Annotated in this window: 17 protein-coding genes and 1 pseudogene; 13 read left to right on the top strand and 5 right to left on the bottom strand. The window is 67.6% G+C overall.

What is annotated here, in order from left to right; translation table 11 throughout:
* Positions 1–74: 74 nt before the first annotated feature.
* The 7 genes and pseudogenes from O0K41_RS13850 to O0K41_RS13880 all read left to right on the top strand — a co-directional run.
* Positions 75–1103, top strand: coding sequence for an aspartate-semialdehyde dehydrogenase (locus tag O0K41_RS13850; protein ID WP_049397021.1), 1029 nt, complete (start codon positions 75–77; stop codon positions 1101–1103).
* 150 nt (positions 1104–1253) lie between these two features.
* On the top strand, positions 1254–3314 hold the full coding sequence (locus O0K41_RS13855) for a FimV/HubP family polar landmark protein (protein ID WP_088435899.1): 2061 nt from the start codon (positions 1254–1256) through the stop codon (positions 3312–3314).
* Between the two features lie 26 nt (positions 3315–3340).
* A complete protein-coding gene (locus O0K41_RS13860; protein ID WP_088435900.1) occupies positions 3341–3703 on the top strand; it encodes a VOC family protein in 363 nt (120 codons plus the stop codon).
* A gap of 32 nt (positions 3704–3735) precedes the next feature.
* Complete coding sequence (gene truA / locus O0K41_RS13865) at positions 3736–4506, top strand: tRNA pseudouridine(38-40) synthase TruA (protein ID WP_088435901.1); 771 nt, start codon at positions 3736–3738, stop codon at positions 4504–4506.
* The gene (locus tag O0K41_RS13870) at positions 4503–5159 is read left to right on the top strand and encodes a phosphoribosylanthranilate isomerase (protein ID WP_088435902.1); all 657 of its coding nucleotides are present in this window, start codon (positions 4503–4505) and stop codon (positions 5157–5159) included. Before truA ends, O0K41_RS13870 begins: the two co-directional genes overlap by 4 nt.
* 280 nt (positions 5160–5439) lie before the next feature.
* Positions 5440–6129, top strand: a complete 690-nt coding sequence (locus O0K41_RS13875) for a hypothetical protein (RefSeq protein ID WP_088435903.1) — start codon at positions 5440–5442, stop codon at positions 6127–6129.
* Between the two features lies 1 nt (position 6130).
* Positions 6131–6343, top strand: a pseudogene (locus tag O0K41_RS13880) (peptidoglycan-binding protein); the annotation flags it as partial.
* Between the two features lie 47 nt (positions 6344–6390).
* On the opposite strand, the gene O0K41_RS13885 reads toward O0K41_RS13880, so the two are convergent.
* Positions 6391–7278: a LysR family transcriptional regulator gene (locus O0K41_RS13885; RefSeq protein ID WP_088435904.1), complete on the bottom strand. Its 888-nt coding sequence runs from the start codon at positions 7276–7278 to the stop codon at positions 6391–6393.
* A gap of 96 nt (positions 7279–7374) precedes the next feature.
* On the opposite strand from O0K41_RS13885, the gene trpB reads away from it, so the two are divergent.
* The 5 genes from trpB to glmM all read left to right on the top strand — a co-directional run bounded on the left by trpB (position 7375) and on the right by glmM (position 12593).
* Entirely contained in the window at positions 7375–8592 is a 1218-nt protein-coding gene (gene trpB, locus O0K41_RS13890; protein ID WP_005410476.1) for a tryptophan synthase subunit beta, read from the top strand.
* The gene (locus O0K41_RS13895) at positions 8589–9266 is read left to right on the top strand and encodes a hypothetical protein (protein ID WP_049451993.1); all 678 of its coding nucleotides are present in this window, start codon (positions 8589–8591) and stop codon (positions 9264–9266) included. The genes trpB and O0K41_RS13895 overlap by 4 nt, the downstream gene beginning before the upstream one ends.
* Position 9267: 1 nt before the next feature.
* Positions 9268–10077 carry a tryptophan synthase subunit alpha gene (gene trpA, locus O0K41_RS13900; protein WP_005414082.1) on the top strand — a complete coding sequence of 270 codons (810 nt, stop codon included), beginning with the start codon at positions 9268–9270 and terminating at the stop codon, positions 10075–10077.
* Positions 10078–10356: 279 nt separating this feature from the next.
* On the top strand, positions 10357–11232 hold the full coding sequence (gene accD, locus O0K41_RS13905; RefSeq protein ID WP_005410473.1) for an acetyl-CoA carboxylase, carboxyltransferase subunit beta: 876 nt from the start codon (positions 10357–10359) through the stop codon (positions 11230–11232).
* Entirely contained in the window at positions 11232–12593 is a 1362-nt protein-coding gene (glmM, locus tag O0K41_RS13910) for a phosphoglucosamine mutase (protein WP_049397008.1), read from the top strand. Before accD ends, glmM begins: the two co-directional genes overlap by 1 nt.
* A gap of 172 nt (positions 12594–12765) precedes the next feature.
* Here glmM and galE read toward each other — a convergent pair whose 3' ends face one another.
* The 4 genes from galE to O0K41_RS13930 all read right to left on the bottom strand — a co-directional run bounded on the left by galE (position 12766) and on the right by O0K41_RS13930 (position 17769).
* Positions 12766–13806, bottom strand: coding sequence for a UDP-glucose 4-epimerase GalE (galE, locus tag O0K41_RS13915; protein WP_033834842.1), 1041 nt, complete (start codon positions 13804–13806; stop codon positions 12766–12768).
* Positions 13807–13874: 68 nt separating this feature from the next.
* Positions 13875–14732, bottom strand: a complete 858-nt coding sequence (locus O0K41_RS13920; RefSeq protein WP_123958850.1) for a polysaccharide deacetylase family protein — start codon at positions 14730–14732, stop codon at positions 13875–13877.
* The gene (locus O0K41_RS13925; RefSeq protein WP_005410469.1) at positions 14725–15870 is read right to left on the bottom strand and encodes a glycosyltransferase family 4 protein; all 1146 of its coding nucleotides are present in this window, start codon (positions 15868–15870) and stop codon (positions 14725–14727) included. The genes O0K41_RS13920 and O0K41_RS13925 overlap by 8 nt, the downstream gene beginning before the upstream one ends.
* A gap of 18 nt (positions 15871–15888) precedes the next feature.
* Positions 15889–17769, bottom strand: a complete 1881-nt coding sequence (locus O0K41_RS13930) for a sulfatase-like hydrolase/transferase (RefSeq protein ID WP_164222351.1) — start codon at positions 17767–17769, stop codon at positions 15889–15891.
* Between the two features lie 153 nt (positions 17770–17922).
* Between O0K41_RS13930 and O0K41_RS13935 the strand changes: the two genes are divergently transcribed.
* Positions 17923–18900 carry an isopenicillin N synthase family oxygenase gene (locus O0K41_RS13935; protein WP_164222353.1) on the top strand — a complete coding sequence of 326 codons (978 nt, stop codon included), beginning with the start codon at positions 17923–17925 and terminating at the stop codon, positions 18898–18900.
* Positions 18901–19121 lie beyond the last annotated feature (221 nt).

Genomic DNA, 19121 nt, shown 5'->3' on the forward strand with positions numbered 1-19121 from the left:
CGCTTGAGGAGGTTCCCCGAACCCAGCTGTCGTGCGTGTTTCTTCCCCATTCCCGTTTTCGTGAGAGTTCCCCCATGAGCAATGCACAGCGCAGTTTCCACGTCGCCGTCGTCGGTGCCACCGGTGCGGTCGGCGAGACCATGTTGTCGATCCTGGCCGAGCGTGGTTTCCCGGTCGGTACCCTGAGCGTCCTGGCTTCCGAGCGTTCGGCCGGCGGCGAGATCGAATTCAACGGCCAGAAGGTCACGGTCCAGGACCTGGCCACCTTCGATCCGAGCGGCGTCGAGATCGCGCTGTTCTCGGCCGGTGGCAGCGTGTCCAAGGAATACGCACCGAAGTTCGCCGCTGCCGGTGCGGTGGTGATCGACAACTCTTCGGCCTTCCGTTACGACGATGACGTGCCGCTGGTGGTGTCCGAGGTCAATCCGGAACAGGTGGCCAACCGTCCGCGCGGCATCATCGCCAACCCGAACTGCTCAACCATGCAGATGCTGGTGGCGCTGGCGCCACTGCACCGCAAGTACGGCATCGAGCGTATCAACGTCTCCACCTACCAGTCGGTGTCCGGCGGCGGCCGTTCGGCTACCGAGGAACTGGGCAAGCAGACCGGCCAGCTCCTGAGCTTCCAGGAAATCGATCCGCAGCGCTTCCCGGTGCAGATCGCCTTCAACCTGATCCCGCACATCGACGACTTCCAGGACAATGGCTTCACCAAGGAAGAAATGAAGCTGATCTGGGAAACCCGCAAGATCCTCGGCGACGACAGCATCCTGGTGAACCCGACTGCGGTGCGCGTGCCGGTGTTCTACGGCCACTCCGAGTCGGTGGCGATCGAGACCCGCGACAAGGTCACCGTCGCCGAAGCGCGCGCGCTGCTGGAGCAGTCGCCGGGCATCGAAGTGGTGGATCGTCACGAAGCCGGTGGTTACCCGACCCCGGTCACCCACGCCTCGGGCACGGACGCGGTGTACGTCGGCCGCATCCGCGAGGACCTCTCGCACCCGCGCGGCCTGAACCTGTGGATCGTGTCGGACAACGTGCGCAAGGGCGCGGCGTTGAATGCCGTGCAGCTGGCCGAGCTGGTCGCCGCCGAGCAGCGCTGATCACAGCGGTTGCCTCACCGGTAGTGCCGGCCGCTGGCCGGCATTGCCGTGATCCTTGTGCCGGAGTGCATGCCGGCCAGCGGCCGGCACTACCTCAAGGGTCTTTCCGGTGGGTGCGGACCCCGGTCCGCACGCTTTATAGTGTCGCCCATGAATAAACGGGCCAGGGGCGCAAAGCGCCCGCTCCTCTATCTTTCCACCGCGCTGCTGGCCCTGGCCAGCAGTTCGGCACTCGCATTGGGCCTGGGAGACATCCGTGTCCTGTCCAAGCCGGGGCAGCCATTGCTGGCCGAAATCCCGGTGGTGTCGGCGGACCCGTCCGAACTGGAAAACCTGCGCGTGGCGCTGGCCTCGCCGGTCACCTTCGAACGCGTCGGCCTGCAACGGCCGACCGGGCTGGTCAGCGAGCTGCAGTTCGAGCTGACCCGCAATGCGCAGGGCAGGGCGGTGGTGCGCGTCACCTCGCAGGCTCCGGTGGAGACGCCATCGCTGAGCTTCCTGATCGAAGCTGACTGGGGCCAAGGCCGCCTGGTGCGCGAGTACTCCGCGCTGGTCGACGCGCCGTCCAGCGCGCTGGCCGTGGCCGAGCCGGAGATCGTCGCGCCGGCAGGCACGCTCTCCAATACCATCGTGCGCGAACCTGCACCGGCTTCGGCAACGGTGCCAGCGGCGGAGGCGCCCACTACGCCGCCACCTGCGGTGGCGCCTGCACCGGCACGCCCGCGTGCGGCCTCCGCGCCGGTCGCTGCACCGGCGGCCGATGGCAGCGTCACCGTGCAGCGCGGTCAGACCCTGTCGCAGATCGCCAGCGCGGTGGCGCGTGGCAACCAGGTCAGCCGCGACCGCGCGATGATCGCCCTGCTGCGCGCCAATCCCGAAGCCTTCATCCGTGGCAACGTCAATCTGCTCAAGCAGGGCGCGGTGCTGCGCATGCCGGGCAGCGATGCGCTTGCCGCTGTCGATGCCGCCGAGGCCGCCGCGCTGGTGCGCGAGCACGCCGCGCAATGGCGGCAGGCGCGCACCGTGCCGCAACCGGCGGGTGCGGTCGCGCCGGCCGCCAAGGCGGCAACCGCGAACGCTTCTTCCCCGGCTGCCGCCAACGGGGCACGACTTGAGATCGCTCCGGCGCTGGCGTCCGACGCCGCGCACGCGGGCACAACCACCGGCACCGCTGCCGGCAGCGAGGGTGACATGCTGGGCAACGAACAACTGCGACAGGCGCGTGAGGACATCGCCACCCGCGATGCCGAGATCGGTGAACTGAAGCAGCGCGTGGCCGACCTGGAAAAGCTCAAGGAGCAGCAGCAGTCGCTGATCGCGATGAAGGACAACGACCTGGCTGCCGCGCAGCAGCGCCTCGCACAGGCGCCGGGTTCTCGTGATGCGGCAACGCCGTGGTACTGGCTGGGGCTGCCGGTGCTGCTGTTGGCGGCGGGCGCGGCCTGGCTGCTGCGTCGTCGCAAGCCGTCGCCGCTGCCGCCGCTGCGTGAGGAAGACGATGTCGCCGGCCTGGCCGCAGCGGTGCCGGCAGGTGCGGCGCTGGATACGCTGGCCGAGCAGTCCTCGTGGTCGTCGGCTGTTGCCGACAATGGCCGCCAGGAACCGGCGATGCCTGCCTGGGCGACCGAAACCGAAGTGCACGACGTGGTGGTCGCCGAACCCGTCGCCGAGCACGCGGTGCGGGCCGAATGGCAGGCCGAGACACTGCGCGACGAGGACGCGGTGGCATTGCCCGAAGCGGTGACCGATCTGCCGCGCTGGGACGATTCCGCAACCACCGGCGACGAGGTTGTCGTCGCCGAGCCGCTGCAGGACGAACGCGTTGTACCGCAGGCGCCGGCCGAAGTGGCGGTGCCGGACTACGCACTGCATGCCGAACAGCAGCCGCAGTTCCGCGGAGTGTTCGATCTGCCGGCTGATGCGCATGAGAACGAGGCTCCGGCGGATACCGTACATCCCGAGGCCATCGACAGCATCGACCACGGCAGCGTCGACGCTTCTTATTCCGACGATATCGCGCCGAGCGCGGCCGCGCCCGCCGGCGACGCGGGCTGGTCGCCGCGTGCCGGCCAGGAGCGCCTGGAACTGGCCATTGCCTACCTCGATCTGGGCGACGCGCAGACTGCGCGCACCCTGTTGCTGGAAGTCGCCGAAGGCGGTGACCTGCACAGCCAGGCCCAGGCCCGCGAACTGCTGGCCCGCCTGCCGTGACCGAACCTGCCGACAAGGATCCTGCCATGAGCCGCGAGCGCCGCATCGACTACGTTGAATTCGCCTCCACGGATCCCGCGGCCAGCCGCGCCTTCTTCGAGAAGGCGTTCGGCTGGTCGTTCGTCGACTATGGCAGTGACTACACCGCGTTCGACGACGGTCGCCTGCAGGGGGGCTTCTTCCGCGGCCAGCCACAGCGTGCCAGCGATGCCGGTGCACCGCTGCTGGTGCTGTACGCTGATCAGTTGGCGCCGATCGAGGCGGCGGTGCGCGACGCCGGCGGTGAGATCGTGCGGCCGGTGTTTTCCTTCCCCGGCGGTAGCCGTTTCCAGTTCGTCGAGCCCGGTGGCAACGAACTGGCGGTCTGGTCCGAACGCGATCCGGCCTGAGCGCCGCCCCTCCCGCAACATCGAGGTAGCACATGCGTTACGCGCTTGGCGTCGAGTACGACGGCAGCGATTTCAGGGGCTGGCAGAACCTGGGCGAGGGTGGCCCCAGCGTGCAGGCCAGCCTCGAGCAGGCCCTGTCATCGGTGGCTGATGCGCCGCTGCAGGTGGTCTGTGCCGGCCGCACCGATGCCGGCGTGCACGGCCAGTGCCAGGTCGTGCATTTCGACACCGACGTGGTGCGCGATCCGCGCGCCTGGATGCTGGGCACCACCACCCGCCTGCCGCGCTCGATCGCAGTGCGCTGGTGCGTGCCGGTGGCCGACGATTTCCACGCCCGCTTCTCGGCACGTGCGCGCCGTTACCGATACCGCCTGCTCAACCGCGAGGTGCGGCCGGCGCTGCAGCGGCAGACCCTCAGCTGGGAGCGTCGTGCACTGGATGCGAGCCTGATGCACGCCGCCGGCCAGGCCCTGCTTGGCGAGAACGACTTCAGCGCGTTCCGTTCGGTGCAGTGCCAGGCGCTGCATGCGCGGCGTGAACTGCAGTCACTGCAGGTCAGCCGCCAGGGCGAGGTGATCGAGGTCGCCGTGCAGGGCAATGCATTCCTTCATCACATGGTCCGCAATATCGTCGGATCGCTGATCCTGGTGGGCAGTGGCGAGAAGCCGGTGGAATGGATCGCCGAACTGCTGGCCGGGCGCGATCGCACCGTAGCTGGTCCCACCGCACCGCCGCAGGGCCTGGTGTTCCTTGGGCCCCTGTACCCCGACAACTGGCATCTGCCCGCCGAGGTCACGCTATGAGCCGCTCCTACTACCGCACGCGCATCAAGTTCTGTGGCATGACCCGGGCCGGCGACGTCCGCCTGGCCGGTGAGCTGGGCGTGGACGCGGTGGGTTTCATCTTCGCCCGTGAAAGCAGCCGCCGGGTCGCTCCGGCCGAGGCACGCGCGATGCGCCAGGCGATCGCGCCGATGGTCGACGTGGTGGCGCTGTTCCGCAACAACAGCAAGGAAGAGGTGCGCGAGGTGCTGCGCACGGTACGGCCGACCCTGCTGCAGTTCCACGGTGAGGAAGACGAGAGCTTCTGCCGCAGCTTCAACATGCCCTACCTGAAGGCGATCGCGATGGGCGGCCGTGAAGAGATCAACGCCCGCACCCTGCAGCTGCGCTACCCCAGCGCCGCCGGTTTCCTGTTCGACAGCCATGCGCCGGGCGGCGGTGGCGGCACCGGCGTGGCCTTCGACTGGGGCCGGATCCCGACCGGCCTGCATCGCCCGTTCCTGCTCGCCGGCGGCCTGAACCCGGAAAACGTCTACGACGCGGTGCTGGCCACCCTGCCGTGGGGCGTGGACGTGTCCAGCGGCATCGAACTGGAGCCGGGTATCAAGGACGGCTACAGGATGCGCACCTTCGTCGAGGAAGTGCGCCGCGCGGACTGCACGGTCCTGGAGTGATCCGCGCCCCCTGAGGGCGCACCCGGAACGTCATCGCCGACGGTGCATTCCGCCGGGTCTGTGTTCTTGCCTGTCGCGTGCCGTGCCATGAAGGCGGACGTCTACTGAATGCGGTGAGCATCCCACTTTCGGGTAATTCAGGATCCAGCGCCAGGAAGTCGACACCCCCGAGCATCTGATCGGACACAATGGGCCCGGCCTGACCTGGCTGGGTGCGATGCGGTGTGCGTGTCGCTGGCCGCACCCCTGAGATGCGCCTTGGCTTTCGAACGAGGACGCAATGGATATGCCCCATCTCTCTTCCCACCGTATCCGCCTGGCCCGCCTGACGATCATGCCCGGCCTGCTGCTTGCATTGGGCGCGTGTGCGGGCGGTGACTCGTCCGCCCCGACTGCATCGGCACCGGCCGCTGCCACACCGGCAGGCGCAGCCGCCACAGCACCGGCGACGGTTCCGGCGGCAGCACCGGCTGCCGACGGCCTGGCGGCGCTGATCCAGGCCAGTGGCGTGAAATGCAGCAACGCCAATACGGGCAGCGGCTGCACGGCCGGCGTTGTGGACAGCGGTGATTTCTACGATGTTGAACTGTCGCCGGACTGTGGCGACCAGGGCTTCTTCGCGGGCGTAGCCGACGCCAAGGGCGTGGAGACGTTGAATGCGGTGCCATCCACCGGCAGCAAGGCCAGCGTGACCGCAAAGCTGTCGAAGGGGCAGCTGGTCTGCGTGCAGGGCATCGGGCGTACCGGACAGAATCCGCTGTTCTATTACGTCGTGGCGGTTCCCGCAGCAACGGTCGGCAAGTGCAAGGGCAACACGTTGTGTGACACCTATGGCGACAGGCCGATCACTGGCCTGGCGAACACGGGGGGCGAGGCCTGCCATGTGGCGGCGCCGGGACGTTACGCCGGGAACTGCGCGCAGGGCTGGGTCAGTGCGGACGTGCTCGACGTGTTTTCCAACGGAAGGTAATCACGGTATCGATGCGGCCGACAAGCTGCAGAGCATCACGGTGCAGGATGGCAAGGCATTCGTGATGGGCACGACGCCGGGCTTCCGCACCGCCGTCGATCTGGCTCAGGCGCCACCGCCGCTGGAGCAGACCAGTGCCAAGCTGCTGGCAGATCCGTCGCACCAGCAGCAGGTGCATGAGGAGCAGCAGCGGGTCGCGATGGGCGGTCGCTGAGGCTTGTGTTGCCGGCTTCGGGGGCGAACGCCACCCGGAGCCTTGTCTCATCGCAGCTGTGCTGCTGCCCAGTCGGCCAAGGCGTCCACCCGTGCATCGGCCGGGCCATCCGGCCGCGCCAGCACCCAGAAGCCGCCGGTGGCGGTAAATCCCCACGGTGCGACCAGCCGGCCTGCTGCCAGATCTTCGGCCACCAGCGGCTCCGGTGCGATCGCCGGGCCCAGCCCGGCTACCGCGGCTTCCAGCAGGTAGTACAGGTGCTCGAAGGCGGTGCCCAGCTGCAGCTTCGACACGTCCAGATCGTGCGCCTGTGCCCATGCCGGCCATGCCTGCGGCCGTGAGCTGGTGTGCAGCAGCGACTCCTGCAGCAGCGCCGACGGCGGTGCATGCCGCAGGCGCTGCGCGGCCGGATGCGACGGCGCCACCACCACGCCGACCCGTTCCGGCGCCAGCTCGCGTACCTGCCAGCCTCGTGGCCACGGGCCCTGCGCCAGCAGCAGCACCGCGTCCAGCGCCGCCTGCGCTTCGGTGAAACTGCCATCCAGTGCCGACCACTGCAGGCGCACGCCGGACAGGGCAGCCTGCAATGCTGGCAGTCGTGGAATCATCCAGCGCGCCAGCACGCTGCCACTGCAGCCCAGTACCAGCGCCGGGGCTGCTGTCGGCCGCCGCAGTTCGCGCACGCAGTCTTCGATGCCGCTGAAGGCCTCGCTGCATGCTGCCTGCAGCCGCGTGCCCGCAGCGGTCAGGCGCAGGCCACGGCCGGCCCGCTGGAACAACGCCAGGCCAAGGTGATCCTCCAGCAGCTTCAACTGCCGACTGACCGCGCCGTGGGTGACGTGCAGGTCCTGCGCGGCGCGCCCAACGCCGCCAAGGCGGGCCGTCGCTTCGAACGCGCGCAGCGCATTGAGGGGAGGCAGCAGGGAACGGCTCATGTGAGATTTCCTGACGATATGCGCCAGATAATATCCATTTTCCGGTCATGACCCGTGCGCTAGAGTATCCACCTGTCTGAACCACCGGTCGTATCCATGTCTGCCTCCCCCATTGCCGACTATCACGCCTTCCCGGATGCCCAGGGCCACTTCGGCCGCTATGGCGGCAGTTTCGTTGCCGAAACCCTGGTCGGTCCGCTGCAGGAACTGGCCCAAGCCTATGACCAGGCGCGCCAGGATCCCGCATTCCAGCTGGCCTATGACCGCGATCTGGCGCACTACGTGGGCCGGCCGAGCCCGATTTATCACGCCCAGCGCCTGAGCGATCACGTCGGTGGCGCGCAGATCCTGCTCAAGCGCGAGGACCTGAACCACACCGGCGCGCACAAGATCAACAACACCATCGGCCAGGCCTTGCTGGCCGCGCGGATGGGCAAGAAGCGCATCATTGCCGAGACCGGTGCCGGCCAGCATGGCGTGGCCAGTGCCACGGTTGCCGCGCGGCTGGGCCTGGAATGCGTGGTGTACATGGGCGCCACCGACATCGAGCGGCAGAAGATCAATGTTTACCGCATGAAGCTGCTGGGCGCGACGGTGGTGCCGGTCACTTCCGGCTCGGCCACCCTGAAGGACGCACTCAACGAAGCCATGCGCGACTGGGTGACCAACGTGCAGGACACCTTCTACATCATCGGCACCGTGGCCGGCCCGGATCCGTATCCGCGCATGGTCCGTGACTTCAATGCCATCGTCGGCCGTGAGGCGCGCGAGCAGATGCTGGCCGAGTACGGCCGCCTGCCCGATGCGATCACCGCCTGCGTGGGCGGCGGCAGCAATGCCATCGGCCTGTTCCATGCCTTCCTCAACGATCGCCAGGTCGAAATCGTCGGTGCCGAAGCCGCCGGTGATGGCATCAACACCGGCCGTCACGCCGCTTCGATCGCTGCCGGTCGCCCCGGTGTGCTGCACGGCAACCGCACCTATGTGCTGTGCGACGACGACGGCCAGATCATCGAGACCCACTCGGTATCAGCCGGCCTGGACTATCCGGGCGTCGGCCCGGAGCACGCATTCCTGGCCGATACCGGTCGCGCACGGTACCTCGGCATCACCGACGAGGAAGCGCTGCAGGCTTTCCATCTGCTGGCGCATACCGAAGGCATCCTGCCGGCACTGGAGTCCAGCCATGCGCTGGCGCAGGCGATCAAGCTGGCGCGTGAGCGACCGCGTGACCAGATCGTGCTCTGCAATCTATCCGGCCGTGGCGACAAGGACGTGCACACCATCGCTGCGCGCGAAGGGCTGGTGCTGTGAGCGCGCGGCTGCGGAACAGCGGCGTGCTGCTGCTGGCGCTTGGGCTGGCCGCGTGCCAGCCGCCGGAGCCACCGGTACTGGCGCCGGCCGCCAAGGCCACCACGCAGCCGGCGCAGCAGGCCGCCAACGATGATCTTGACCCGATGGCGCGTACGCCCATTGTCGATGCCCCCTCCGAAGAAGGGACGAGCGGCGATGACGCGCCCGCGGTGGTTTCGGTGGCGCTGGATCATGCCGGTGACGTGCTGGTTGGCCAGCACATGACTGACCTGAAGGCGCTGGGTCCCTGGAAGGCGCAGGGCGCGAAGGAGTTCTTCGAAGGCGACTGCGAGTACTACGACGGCAAGGGGCTGCCGCCGGGCGTGTCGATGATGACCGACGACGACCGCGTGGTCCGTTTTGATCTGAAGCCGGGCGATGAGCCGGAACTGCCGGTTGAACAGCCGGGGCCGTTCGGCCTGCGCATCGGCATGACCCGTGCCCAGGCCATGGCCCAGTTCCCGAAGCCGCCGGTGTCCAGCCCGCATGCCTACGACGGTGACCAGGGCGAGTACCTCACCTGGCAGGACCCGGGTTCGGACCTGGGCATCCGCCTGGAACTGTTTGAAGGGAAGGTCACCCGGATGTACTGGGGGACCAGTGATGCGATTGAACTGATTGAAGGATGTGCCTGAGATGCCTGTATCCCGACTCGATGCCTGTTTCCAGCGCCTGCGCGAGCAGCAGCGCAAGGCGCTGATTCCCTTCATCACTGCCGGTGATCCCTCGCTGGAGGCCACCGTGCCGGTCATGCACGCGCTGGTTGAGGCCGGTGCCGATGTGATCGAGCTGGGCGTGCCGTTCTCCGACCCGATGGCCGATGGCCCGACCATCCAGCGCAGCTCCGAGCGCGCGCTGGCACGGGGGGCTGGCAGCCGCTACGTCCTGCAGGCCGTGGCGCAGTTCCGCGAGCGCGACGCGCAGACCCCGGTGGTGCTGATGGGCTACCTCAACCCGGTGGAGATCCATGGCTACGCGGCCTTCGCCAAGGCCGCCGTCGACGCGGGCGTGGACGGCGTACTGCTGGTCGACCTGCCGCCGGAAGAAGCGGTTGAAGCGCAGCAGGCCTTCGATGCAGCCGGCCTGGCACTGGTCCTGCTGGCGTCGCCGACCACCAGCGAAGCGCGGGCCGACAAGCTGCTGGCGCTGGCCCGTGGCTACCTCTACTACGTCAGCTTTGCCGGTGTCACCGGCGCGTCCGAACGCCTGGACAGCGATGCCGCCAGTGCCCGCCTGCAGGCCCTGCGCGCGCGCGCTTCAGTGCCGGTGGTTGCTGGCTTCGGCATCAAGGACGCCGCCAGTGCGGCGGCGATGGCGCGCCAGGCCGATGGCGTGGTGGTCGGCAGTGCATTGGTGGCGGTGCTGGCCGAAGCGGGCTCGGCTGAAGAGGCCGCGCAGCGCGCTGGAGCTTTCCTGGCCCCGCTGCGGCAGGCGCTGGACGCGTAACGGTCGTGCCGGCCGCTGGCCGGCATCTGCTTGACGGCCACATGCAGACCCATGGGTCTGCATGTACGGGCTGCCGGCCAGCGGCCGGCAGTACCCATGGGTCTGCATGTACGAGCTGCCGGCCAGCGGCCGGCATGACCCAGCACCTAAACGTACGTCCCAGCATGGTTTTTTCCGGCGGCTCCGTGGCCGGCAAGGGGGTGCACGGGCAGGGAAAGCGGAGCTAGACTGTCCGCCTTTGCGGCCCTCGGGCCGCCCTGAACGGAAGTGTCCTCCCGCATGAGTTGGCTCAGCAAGTTGATGCCGTCCGGCATCCGCACCGACAACACCCCCAGCAAGAAGCGCAGTGTCCCCGAGGGCCTGTGGGAAAAGTGCAGCAACTGCGGCAGCGCGTTGTACCGTCCGGAACTGGAAGAGAACCTGGAGGTCTGCCCGAAGTGCGGCCACCACATGGCGATCCGCGCGCGTGCGCGCCTGGCCGCCCTGTTCGACGCCGACAGCACTACCGAGATCGGTGCGCGCCTGGGCCCGACCGACCTGCTCAAGTTCAAGGACCAGAAGAAGTACAGCGAGCGCATCAAGATCGCGCAGAAGAACACGGGTGAGTACGACGCGCTGATCGCCATGCGCGGTCTGCTCAAGGGCCGTGCACTGGTGGCCTCGTCGTTCGACTTCGCCTTCATGGGCGGCTCGATGGGCTCGGTGGTGGGTGAGCGTTTCGCGCTGGCCGCCGAAACCGCAGTCGAAATCGGTGCCCCCTACGTGTGCTTCTCGCAGAGTGGCGGCGCGCGCATGCAGGAAGGCCTGTTCTCGCTGATGCAGATGGCCAAGACCTCGGCCGCACTGGGCAAGCTGCGTGAAGCGGGCCTGCCGTACATCTCGGTGCTGACCCACCCGACCACCGGTGGCGTGTCGGCCTCGTTCGCGATGCTGGGCGACATCAATATCGCCGAGCCGCAGGCGCTGATCGGGTTTGCGGGTCCGCGCGTGATTGAGCAGACCGTGCGCGAGAAGCTGCCGGAAGGCTTCCAGCGTTCGGAGTTCCTGCTGGAGCACGGTGCCATCGACCAGATCTGTGACCGTCGCGAGATGCGCGACCGCCTGTCCGATCTGCTGGCAATGCTGGGCCGTCAGCCGGCGCCGGAGGTGGCTTGATGGGAGGCCGAAAGTACTTCGGTACTGACGGCATCCGTGGGCGGGTCGGCCAAGGCGTGATCTCGGCCGACTTCGTGCTGCGCCTGGGCAACGCCCTGGGCCGTGTCCTGGTCGCCCAGCGCGGCCAGGACGGGCGCCGGCCGATCGTGGTGATCGGCAAGGACACCCGCATTTCCGGCTACATGTTCGAAGCGGCGCTGGAAGCCGGCCTGGTCGCTGCCGGCGCCGACGTACAGCTGCTGGGGCCGATGCCGACCCCGGCGGTGGCGTTCCTGACCCGCACGCTGGGCGTGGACGCCGGCATCGTCATCAGCGCTTCGCACAACCCGCATTACGACAACGGCATCAAGTTCTTCTCCGCCCAGGGCGAGAAGCTCGACGACGCCACCGAACTGGCCCTGGAAGCGGCGCTGGACGTTCCGTTCACCACCGCCGAGTCGGAGAAGCTGGGCAAGGCTTCGCGCGCGCGCGAAGCGGTCGGCCGCTACATCGAGTTCTGCAAGGCCAGCGTGCCGCGCGCGTTCGACCTGCGTGGCGTGCGCCTGGTGCTGGATTGCGCGCACGGTGCCACCTACCAGATCGCACCGCTGCTGTTCCGCGAACTTGGCGCCGAGGTGATCGGCATCGGTGCCGAGCCCAACGGCGTCAACATCAACGCCGGTGTGGGTTCCACCCATATCGACAACCTGGCGGCCAAAGTCCGCGAGACCCGCGCCGATCTCGGCATCGCCTTCGATGGTGATGGCGACCGAGTGCTGATGGCCGACGACCAGGGCAACCCGGTCGACGGCGATGACCTGCTGTACATCCTGGCCCGCGCCTGGAAGGACGAAGGCCGCCTGCGCGGCCCGGTGGTCGGCACGCTGATGAGCAACTACGGCGTGGAGAAAGCTTTCGCCGATCTGCAGATCCCGTTCGTGCGCAGCAACGTTGGTGATCGATACGTGCACCAGGCGCTGGTCGAAGGCGGGGGCGTGCTTGGCGGTGAGGCCTCGGGCCACCTGCTGTGCCTGGACCGGGCGACCACCGGCGACGGTATTGTCAGTGCCCTGCAGGTACTGGTGGCACTGCGCAACGGCGGCCAGACCCTGCGCCAGGCGCTGAAGGGTTTGGAGCGGGTGCCGCAGAAAACGGTCAACGTGCGGTTGGGCAATGTCTCGGCCAAGGCCACGGTGCAGGCCGCCAGTGTGCAGGCCGCGCTGGCTGCCGCGCAGCAGTCGGTGGCCGGCCGCGGTCGCGCGTTCCTGCGCCCGTCGGGTACCGAGCCGGTGGTGCGGGTTACCGTCGAAGCCGATGACGCCACGCTGATGCAGGAGACACTCGATCGCTTGTCCGCTGCGGTGCGCGAAGCCGCTGCCTGAGCAGCGTGGCAATACCGCGTATTGCACCCGACATGGCCGCGTTTGCGGCCATGTTCTTTTCTGGTAGGGGGGGGGGCTCAACCGTGCGCGACCCGCGATCGCGTTCAGCTGCGGCTGTGCACCTTGTGACGCGTCGTGTACGGGCGTTTCCGACCGCTGGGTCCTGCCCGCATCAGCGCGCGGGCAGGTGCTCTGGCATTGCACCTTGCGCGGCGCGTGACATCGCCCGCTGCCACTTCCAGGTGTCCCGGCACATGTCGGTGAGATCGTGACGCGCCTTCCAGCCCAGCTCGCGCAGCGCCAGCGAGGCATCGGCGAAGCTGACCGCGATGTCGCCATCGCGCCGCGGTACGATGCGGAACGGAACCCGCACGCCGGTGGTGAGCTCGAAGGCCTGGATCAGTTCCAGCACGCTGTGGCCCTGGCCGGTGCCAAGGTTGAGGGTGATGCTGCGCCGCTGGTCGCGAAGGAACTGCAGGGCCAGCACGTGGGCGCTGGCGACGTCCTGCACATGGATGTAGTCGCGCACGCCGGTACCATCATGGGTCGGATAGTCGTCCCCGAAGACCTGGACCTCCGGCAGCAGCCCGGCGGCGACCTGCGCGATGTAGGGCATCAGGTTGCTCGGCGTGCCATGCGGCAGCTCGCCGATCAGCGCGCTGGCGTGGGCGCCGACCGGGTTGAAGTAGCGCAGCGTCGCAATATGCAGGTCCTGGCCGGTTGCCGCCAGGTCGGCAAGCAGCTGCTCGACCACCAGCTTGGTGCGCCCATAGGGCGTCATCGCACAGGTTGAAGCGGTCTCGGCCACCGGGCAGTGGTCCTGGTTGCCGTACACCGTTGCCGAAGAGCTGAAGACCAGCAACTGCACGCCTGCATCCTGCATCGCACCGAGCAGGGCAATCGAACCGCTGATGTTGCTGTCGAAGTACTGCAGTGGAATCTTCTGGGATTCGCCCACGGACTTGAGCGCTGCGAAGTGCAGTACGGCATCGATCGCGTGCTCCTGCATCAAGGCGGCCATGCGCGGCCGGTCCCGGATGTCAGCCTGCACGAACACCGGTGCCGTGCCGGTGATCCGTCCGATGCGCTCGACCACGCTGGCGTCGCTGTTGCACAGCGAGTCCACGATGACCACGCCGTGCCCCTGCTGCTGCAGCTCCACGCATGCATGCGAGCCGATGTAGCCAGCACCGCCGGTCACCAGTACGTTCATTGCCTTCACTGTCCCTTTGAGTCCATTCGAAAACCGGGTGTTGCCGCGATCAAGATGAACGTGGCCTCCTAAGGGCCAGGCACCATCTTCTTCTGCCGCGCCTTGAAGCCGTTGAAGATCGGCGCGATCAACGGGTTGTAGCTCCATGCGATGCGCTTGCGCAGCCAGCTGGCCGGCCGGTTGCGGATCGCGAAGCGATAGATCCGCTCCGGATCGCCGCCAATCACGTTGCGGCCGAAGGGATGGGTGGTGTGCAGGTAGCGGAAGCCCTGTTCGCGTGCCACTTCGATGTAGTCATCGTCGAAGTCACCATAGGGCCAGCACAGCGTATCGGAGACTTCGCCGAGCTTCTCCAGCAGCGTCTGCTTCGCCATGGCCAGGTCGCCGCTGATGCCTTCGCGGCGCTGCGCACGGTCCAGGTCATCGCGCTTGAGCCAACGGGTGTGGCTGTGGGTATGGCAGTGGACCTCGAACGTGCCGGCTTCGATTGCCGCACGCGCTTCGCTCCAGCGCATCATCACTTCGTCGCTGCGGCCCTGCTTGTAGATCAGGTCCTCGCAGGCGCGATGTTCAGGCGTGGCCGGCAGCTCGGCGCCTTCGATGCCTGCATGCGGGCGGATCGGACCTTCGTGCATCCAGCCGGTGACCACGAACACCACCGCATGCATGCCGTATTTCTGCAGGATCGGATGGGCGTAGACCCAGTTGTCCAGGTAGCCGTCGTCGAACGTGATCACGATCGATTTGCGCGGCACCGGCTTCCCGGCGAGAAAGCCGGCGTACTGGTCCAGCGTCAGCGAGGTCCAGCCGGTCCGTGCGAGCCAGGAGATCTGGCTCTCGAAGTTCTCCGGGGATACGGTGATCATTCCCGGCGAGTTGCTGACATGGTGGTGCATCAGCACCGGTACGGTTCTGGCGTTAGCCATGACCCAGCTCCTTCAACCATTGGAGGTAGTAGTTTTCAGTGGCCTCTCCGTGGCCGGCCGCGCTGAACTGCTTGGCGCTGCGGATCCAGTCCCAACCGGCGCGGCCCATCTGCCGGCGACGTTCCTGATCATCCACCAGCAGCCGCAACGCACCAGTGAGGGCGGCGTCATCACCCAGCCGGGTGAGGATGGCATTGCTGCCTTCCACCAGCATTTCAGGCACGCCGCCAACGCGATGCGAGACGATCGGCAGTGCCGCCTGCGCCGCCTCGAGGAACACCGTCCCCGAGGCTTCCTTGTGGGTGGCCAGGGCGAAGATGTCGAAACCGGCCATCAGCCGGTGTGCGTCGCTGCGGAAGCCGAGCAGGTGCACCTGGCGCTCCAGCCCGAGTTCGCTGCGCAGGGCCTGCAGGCGGCCCATGACCGGCTCGCCGTCGCCGACCACGGCCAGGTGCAGGTCGGGATTGGTCTTGCATAGTGGCGCCATGGCGCGCAGCAGCTCGGCATGGCCCTTGGGCTCGCGCAGCACGGCCACGCAGCCGACCACGATATCGCGCTCGGCGAAACCGAGTTCGGCGCGGACCTGTGCGCGGGTGGCCTGCAGGTTCTCCCAGGGATCGCCCTGCTCGGTCATGCCCCAGCGCGGCGGCGTCGCCATGGGGGGCACGATGCCGATGTGCTCGGCGGCAATGCCGCGGTCGACCAGCAGCCGCTTGACGAAATCGCTGACGGTGATGATCCGGTGCGGAAGACCGGTATAGGTCAGCAGCGAATTGACCGGACTCATCAGGTGGCGCGAGCGCACCACCAGTGGCGTGCCGCCCAGGCGTGCGCCGGCCGCGGCGATCAGTGCGTCGCGGCGGCTGGTGGTGTTGACCACGTCGTAGCGCTCGCGGCGTACCAGGCGTGACACCGACCAGATGCCGCGCAGCAGCCGTGCCAGGCCGCCCATGCGCAGGGTATGCACGGTGAAGCCATCGTCGCGCGCGAGTTGGGCCAGGCGGGCATCGGGCTGGCACAGCAGCGACACCTGGTGCCCACGCGCACGCATCACCTGCATGTGGCGGAAGATGTAGATCTCCTGGCCGCCCATTCCCCGGGCAGCTTCGGTATGCAGGATCCGCAGCGAGCGTTTCATGGAATCCATCCTCTGTGGTCAGCGGTTGCGGAAGCGGGTCAGCGCTTCCCATGCGGTACGGACGGCGCCGGCATCCGGGGCCTGGCGCGGCAGCGGGCGGTAGTGCCGGTCGAGCGCGGTGGCGTTGCCGAACTTGTCGAACACGTAGATGGCATCGCCATGGCGGACGGCGCGTTGTGACCAGCTTTCCACCACCAGTGCGCGCTCGCCTGCGGGTTCGGCCAGCAGATCCTGGCCGGTGCTGAAGTCGCTCAGTGCGTTCTCGCAGCCCAGGGCGTGGCGCATCAACGTCGGCACCCAGTCCTCATGTGAACTGGTGCGTGTCTCATGGCCGCTGGCCTGGCCGGGCCAGTGCAGCACGAACGGTACCTGCAGCTGGTAGTCGGAGAAGTTGCCGTTGTGGCCCCAGTAGTTCAGCTTCAGGTCGTTGAACTCCTCGGCGTGGTCGCCGGTGACCAGGACGATGGTGTTCTGATCCAGGCCCTGCGCGCGCAGATCGTCCAGCAGGGTGCCGACGAGGCTGTCGGCGTAATGCACGGCGGTCCGGTAACGGTTCAGTTCCGGGGCCGGGTCGTGGTCCGGACCGAACCTGAGGAAGTCGATTTCCTGCGCCATCGGGGTCGCCAGCGGCGGGTAGCCTGCGGGCATGTGGTAGGGCGCGTGGGTGGAATCGAGGAAGACGAAGCCGAACCACGGCGTGTGCGCTGCCTGGCTTGCACGGATGTCCTTCTGAAGCGAGGCCACGATGCTGCTGTCACGGCCTTCCGAACCCAGGCCGGGCGGGCCCTGGTGCAGCTGGTCGCGGACGTCCGCAAATGCAGTGCGGTCGAATTCCGGGCTGTACATCGGCGCGCTGCCGTACAGATGCAGGTCGTACCCCTGCTGGCCCAGCACCTTGAACAGCTGTGAGCCGCGCTGTTCGTCAAGCATGCTTTGCCAGTAGCCGCCCGGCAGGCCGTAGAGCAGGCCGAACAGGCCATAGCGGGTGGCGTTGCCCGTGCTGAAATGTTGGTCGTAGACACGAGCGGAGGCCGCCAGTGCCGAGGTGTTCGGCATGATCTGCGGAGTAAGCGCATCGTGGCGCAGCGATTCCAGCACGACCATCAGTACATTGGGCCGCTGTGGGCTCTGGCAGCGCAGTGGCTGCAGCGGATACAGCAGCTGCGCATGGCGAGGATCGGGCAGGCCGGCCTGCTGTTCACTGACCACGCCCAGCCTGCGCATGAAGCTCTTGGCGGTGATCGGCTGGGCCCAGGGCAGGTAGTTCCACTGGGCAATCACGTCACGGTCGCCGCGTGCGTCGTAGTAGGCGGTGGCCACCTGGCCGCTCGCCATCAGCAGGGCGACCACCGCCCAGGCCTGCAGCACCGTGCGCCGGCGGGGCGCGGCCGGCAGCAGCTTCCAGCACGCCCAGGCCAGGATGCCCTCGGCGGTGAAAATGGCCGCCACCAGCAGGCCGACCTGCACCCAGGTCTTCCACGACAACGCAACCTGGTCCTGCAGGGCGCCGCCGAACACCATGTTCAGGACCATGGCATTGAGGTGGAAGCGGTACAGGGTGAACACCTTGGCGTCGACCAGCAGCAGGCACAACCACAAGCCCTGCAGCAGTACCGCACTGATGCTCAGCGTGCGCGCGCTGCGCGGCCACGGGCCCAGCAGCAGTGGCAGCGCGCCGGCCAGCGCGCCGAAGGCGAGCAGGTGCCCGGGCAGGGCAATCGCGAGATAGGCCAGGCCCTGGTGGCCGCCCGGGTTGTCGTACAGCGGCACGTTGCCGAGGGTGATCATCGTCGCCAGCAGCGCATTTCCCAGAACGAACAGGGACCACCACGCAAGCCGGCGCCAGCGAAGGGCAGGGCCCGCAGAGGGAAGGGCGATGGCGGCTGGGGCGTCGGGCATGGTGCGTCGGGTCGGGGAGGCGCGGTCGGGGCTTGCGCTGCCAACGTGATGGATTCGTTAAATTGTGCGCAGGTCGCGCATTGTATCGATTTGTTTCCGAGGATCGAGTAGCGTCCGCCGGGTGATCTGTCACAATGTTCAGGCGGGCCATGAATGCGCAGGCCCCCCAGACCCAATGACAAGCCAGGAATTGCTGTGAGCCAGATCCCCACCCTCGACATCACCCGTTTCGACAGCGACCGCGAGGCCTTCGTGGCCGAGCTGGGCGCGGCCTACCGCCAATGGGGATTCGCGGGCATCCGCAACCACGGCATTCCGCAGGCCGACATCGACGCGGCCTACGATGCCTTCAAGGCCTTCTTCGCCCTGCCGGAAGAGGTCAAGCGCAAGTACCACGTGGCCGGCAGCGGCGGCGCCCGCGGCTATACCCCGTTCGGCGTGGAAACCGCCAAGGGCTCCAAGCACTTCGACCTGAAGGAGTTCTGGCACATCGGTCGTGAAATCGCCGACGACTCCAAGTACCGCGACGTGATGGCGCCGAACCTGTGGCCGACCGAGGTCGAGGGCTTCCGTGAGCGCGGCTACGGCCTGTACCAGGCGCTGGACAACCTGGGTTCGCGCGTGCTGTCCGCGCTGGCCCTGCACATCGGCCTGCCGGAAGACTTCTTCGCCGACAAGACCAACTTCGGCAACTCGATCCTGCGCCCGATCCACTACCCGCCGATCACCACCGACGACATCCCGAACGTGCGTGCCGGCGCGCATGGCGACATCAACTTCATCACCCTGCTGGTCGGCGCCAGCGCCGCGGGCCTGGAGGTGCAGTCGCATGAGGGCGAGTGGGTGCCGTTCACCTCGGACGCGGACACCATCGTGGTCAACATCGGCGACATGCTGCAGCGCCTGACCAACCATGTGTACCCGTCGACGATCCATCGCGTGGTCAACCCCCCGGGCGAGCTGGCCCGCCAGCCGCGTTACTCGGTGCCGTTCTTCCTGCACCCGAACCCGGATTTCCTGATCGACGTGCTGCCCTCGTGCATCACCCCGGAGAATCCGAGCCGGTACCCGGAGTCGATCACCGCCCACGGCTTCCTCGAGGAGCGCCTGCGCGAGATCAAGCTGAAGTAAAGAAAAGTGAGGCCGCCGAAAGGCGGCCTTTGTCTTTGCAGGGTTGCACCCTGCACCCGCGGTAGTGCCGGCCGCTGGCCGGCAAGTCCAAAGCCAAAGCGGCTCTGGGTTTCTGCGTGTTGGGCGGGGCGGTGTGGGTTGGCAGGACACGCCGTGAACCCCCAGACCGGCCCAGCCGCTGGCGGCTGTGCGTTCGGGCGCTTGCGAAGCAGTGCTTCGCA

Source organism: Stenotrophomonas sp. Sm2128, from assembly GCF_030985535.1.
Taxonomy (GTDB): Bacteria; Pseudomonadota; Gammaproteobacteria; order Xanthomonadales; family Xanthomonadaceae; genus Stenotrophomonas; species Stenotrophomonas maltophilia.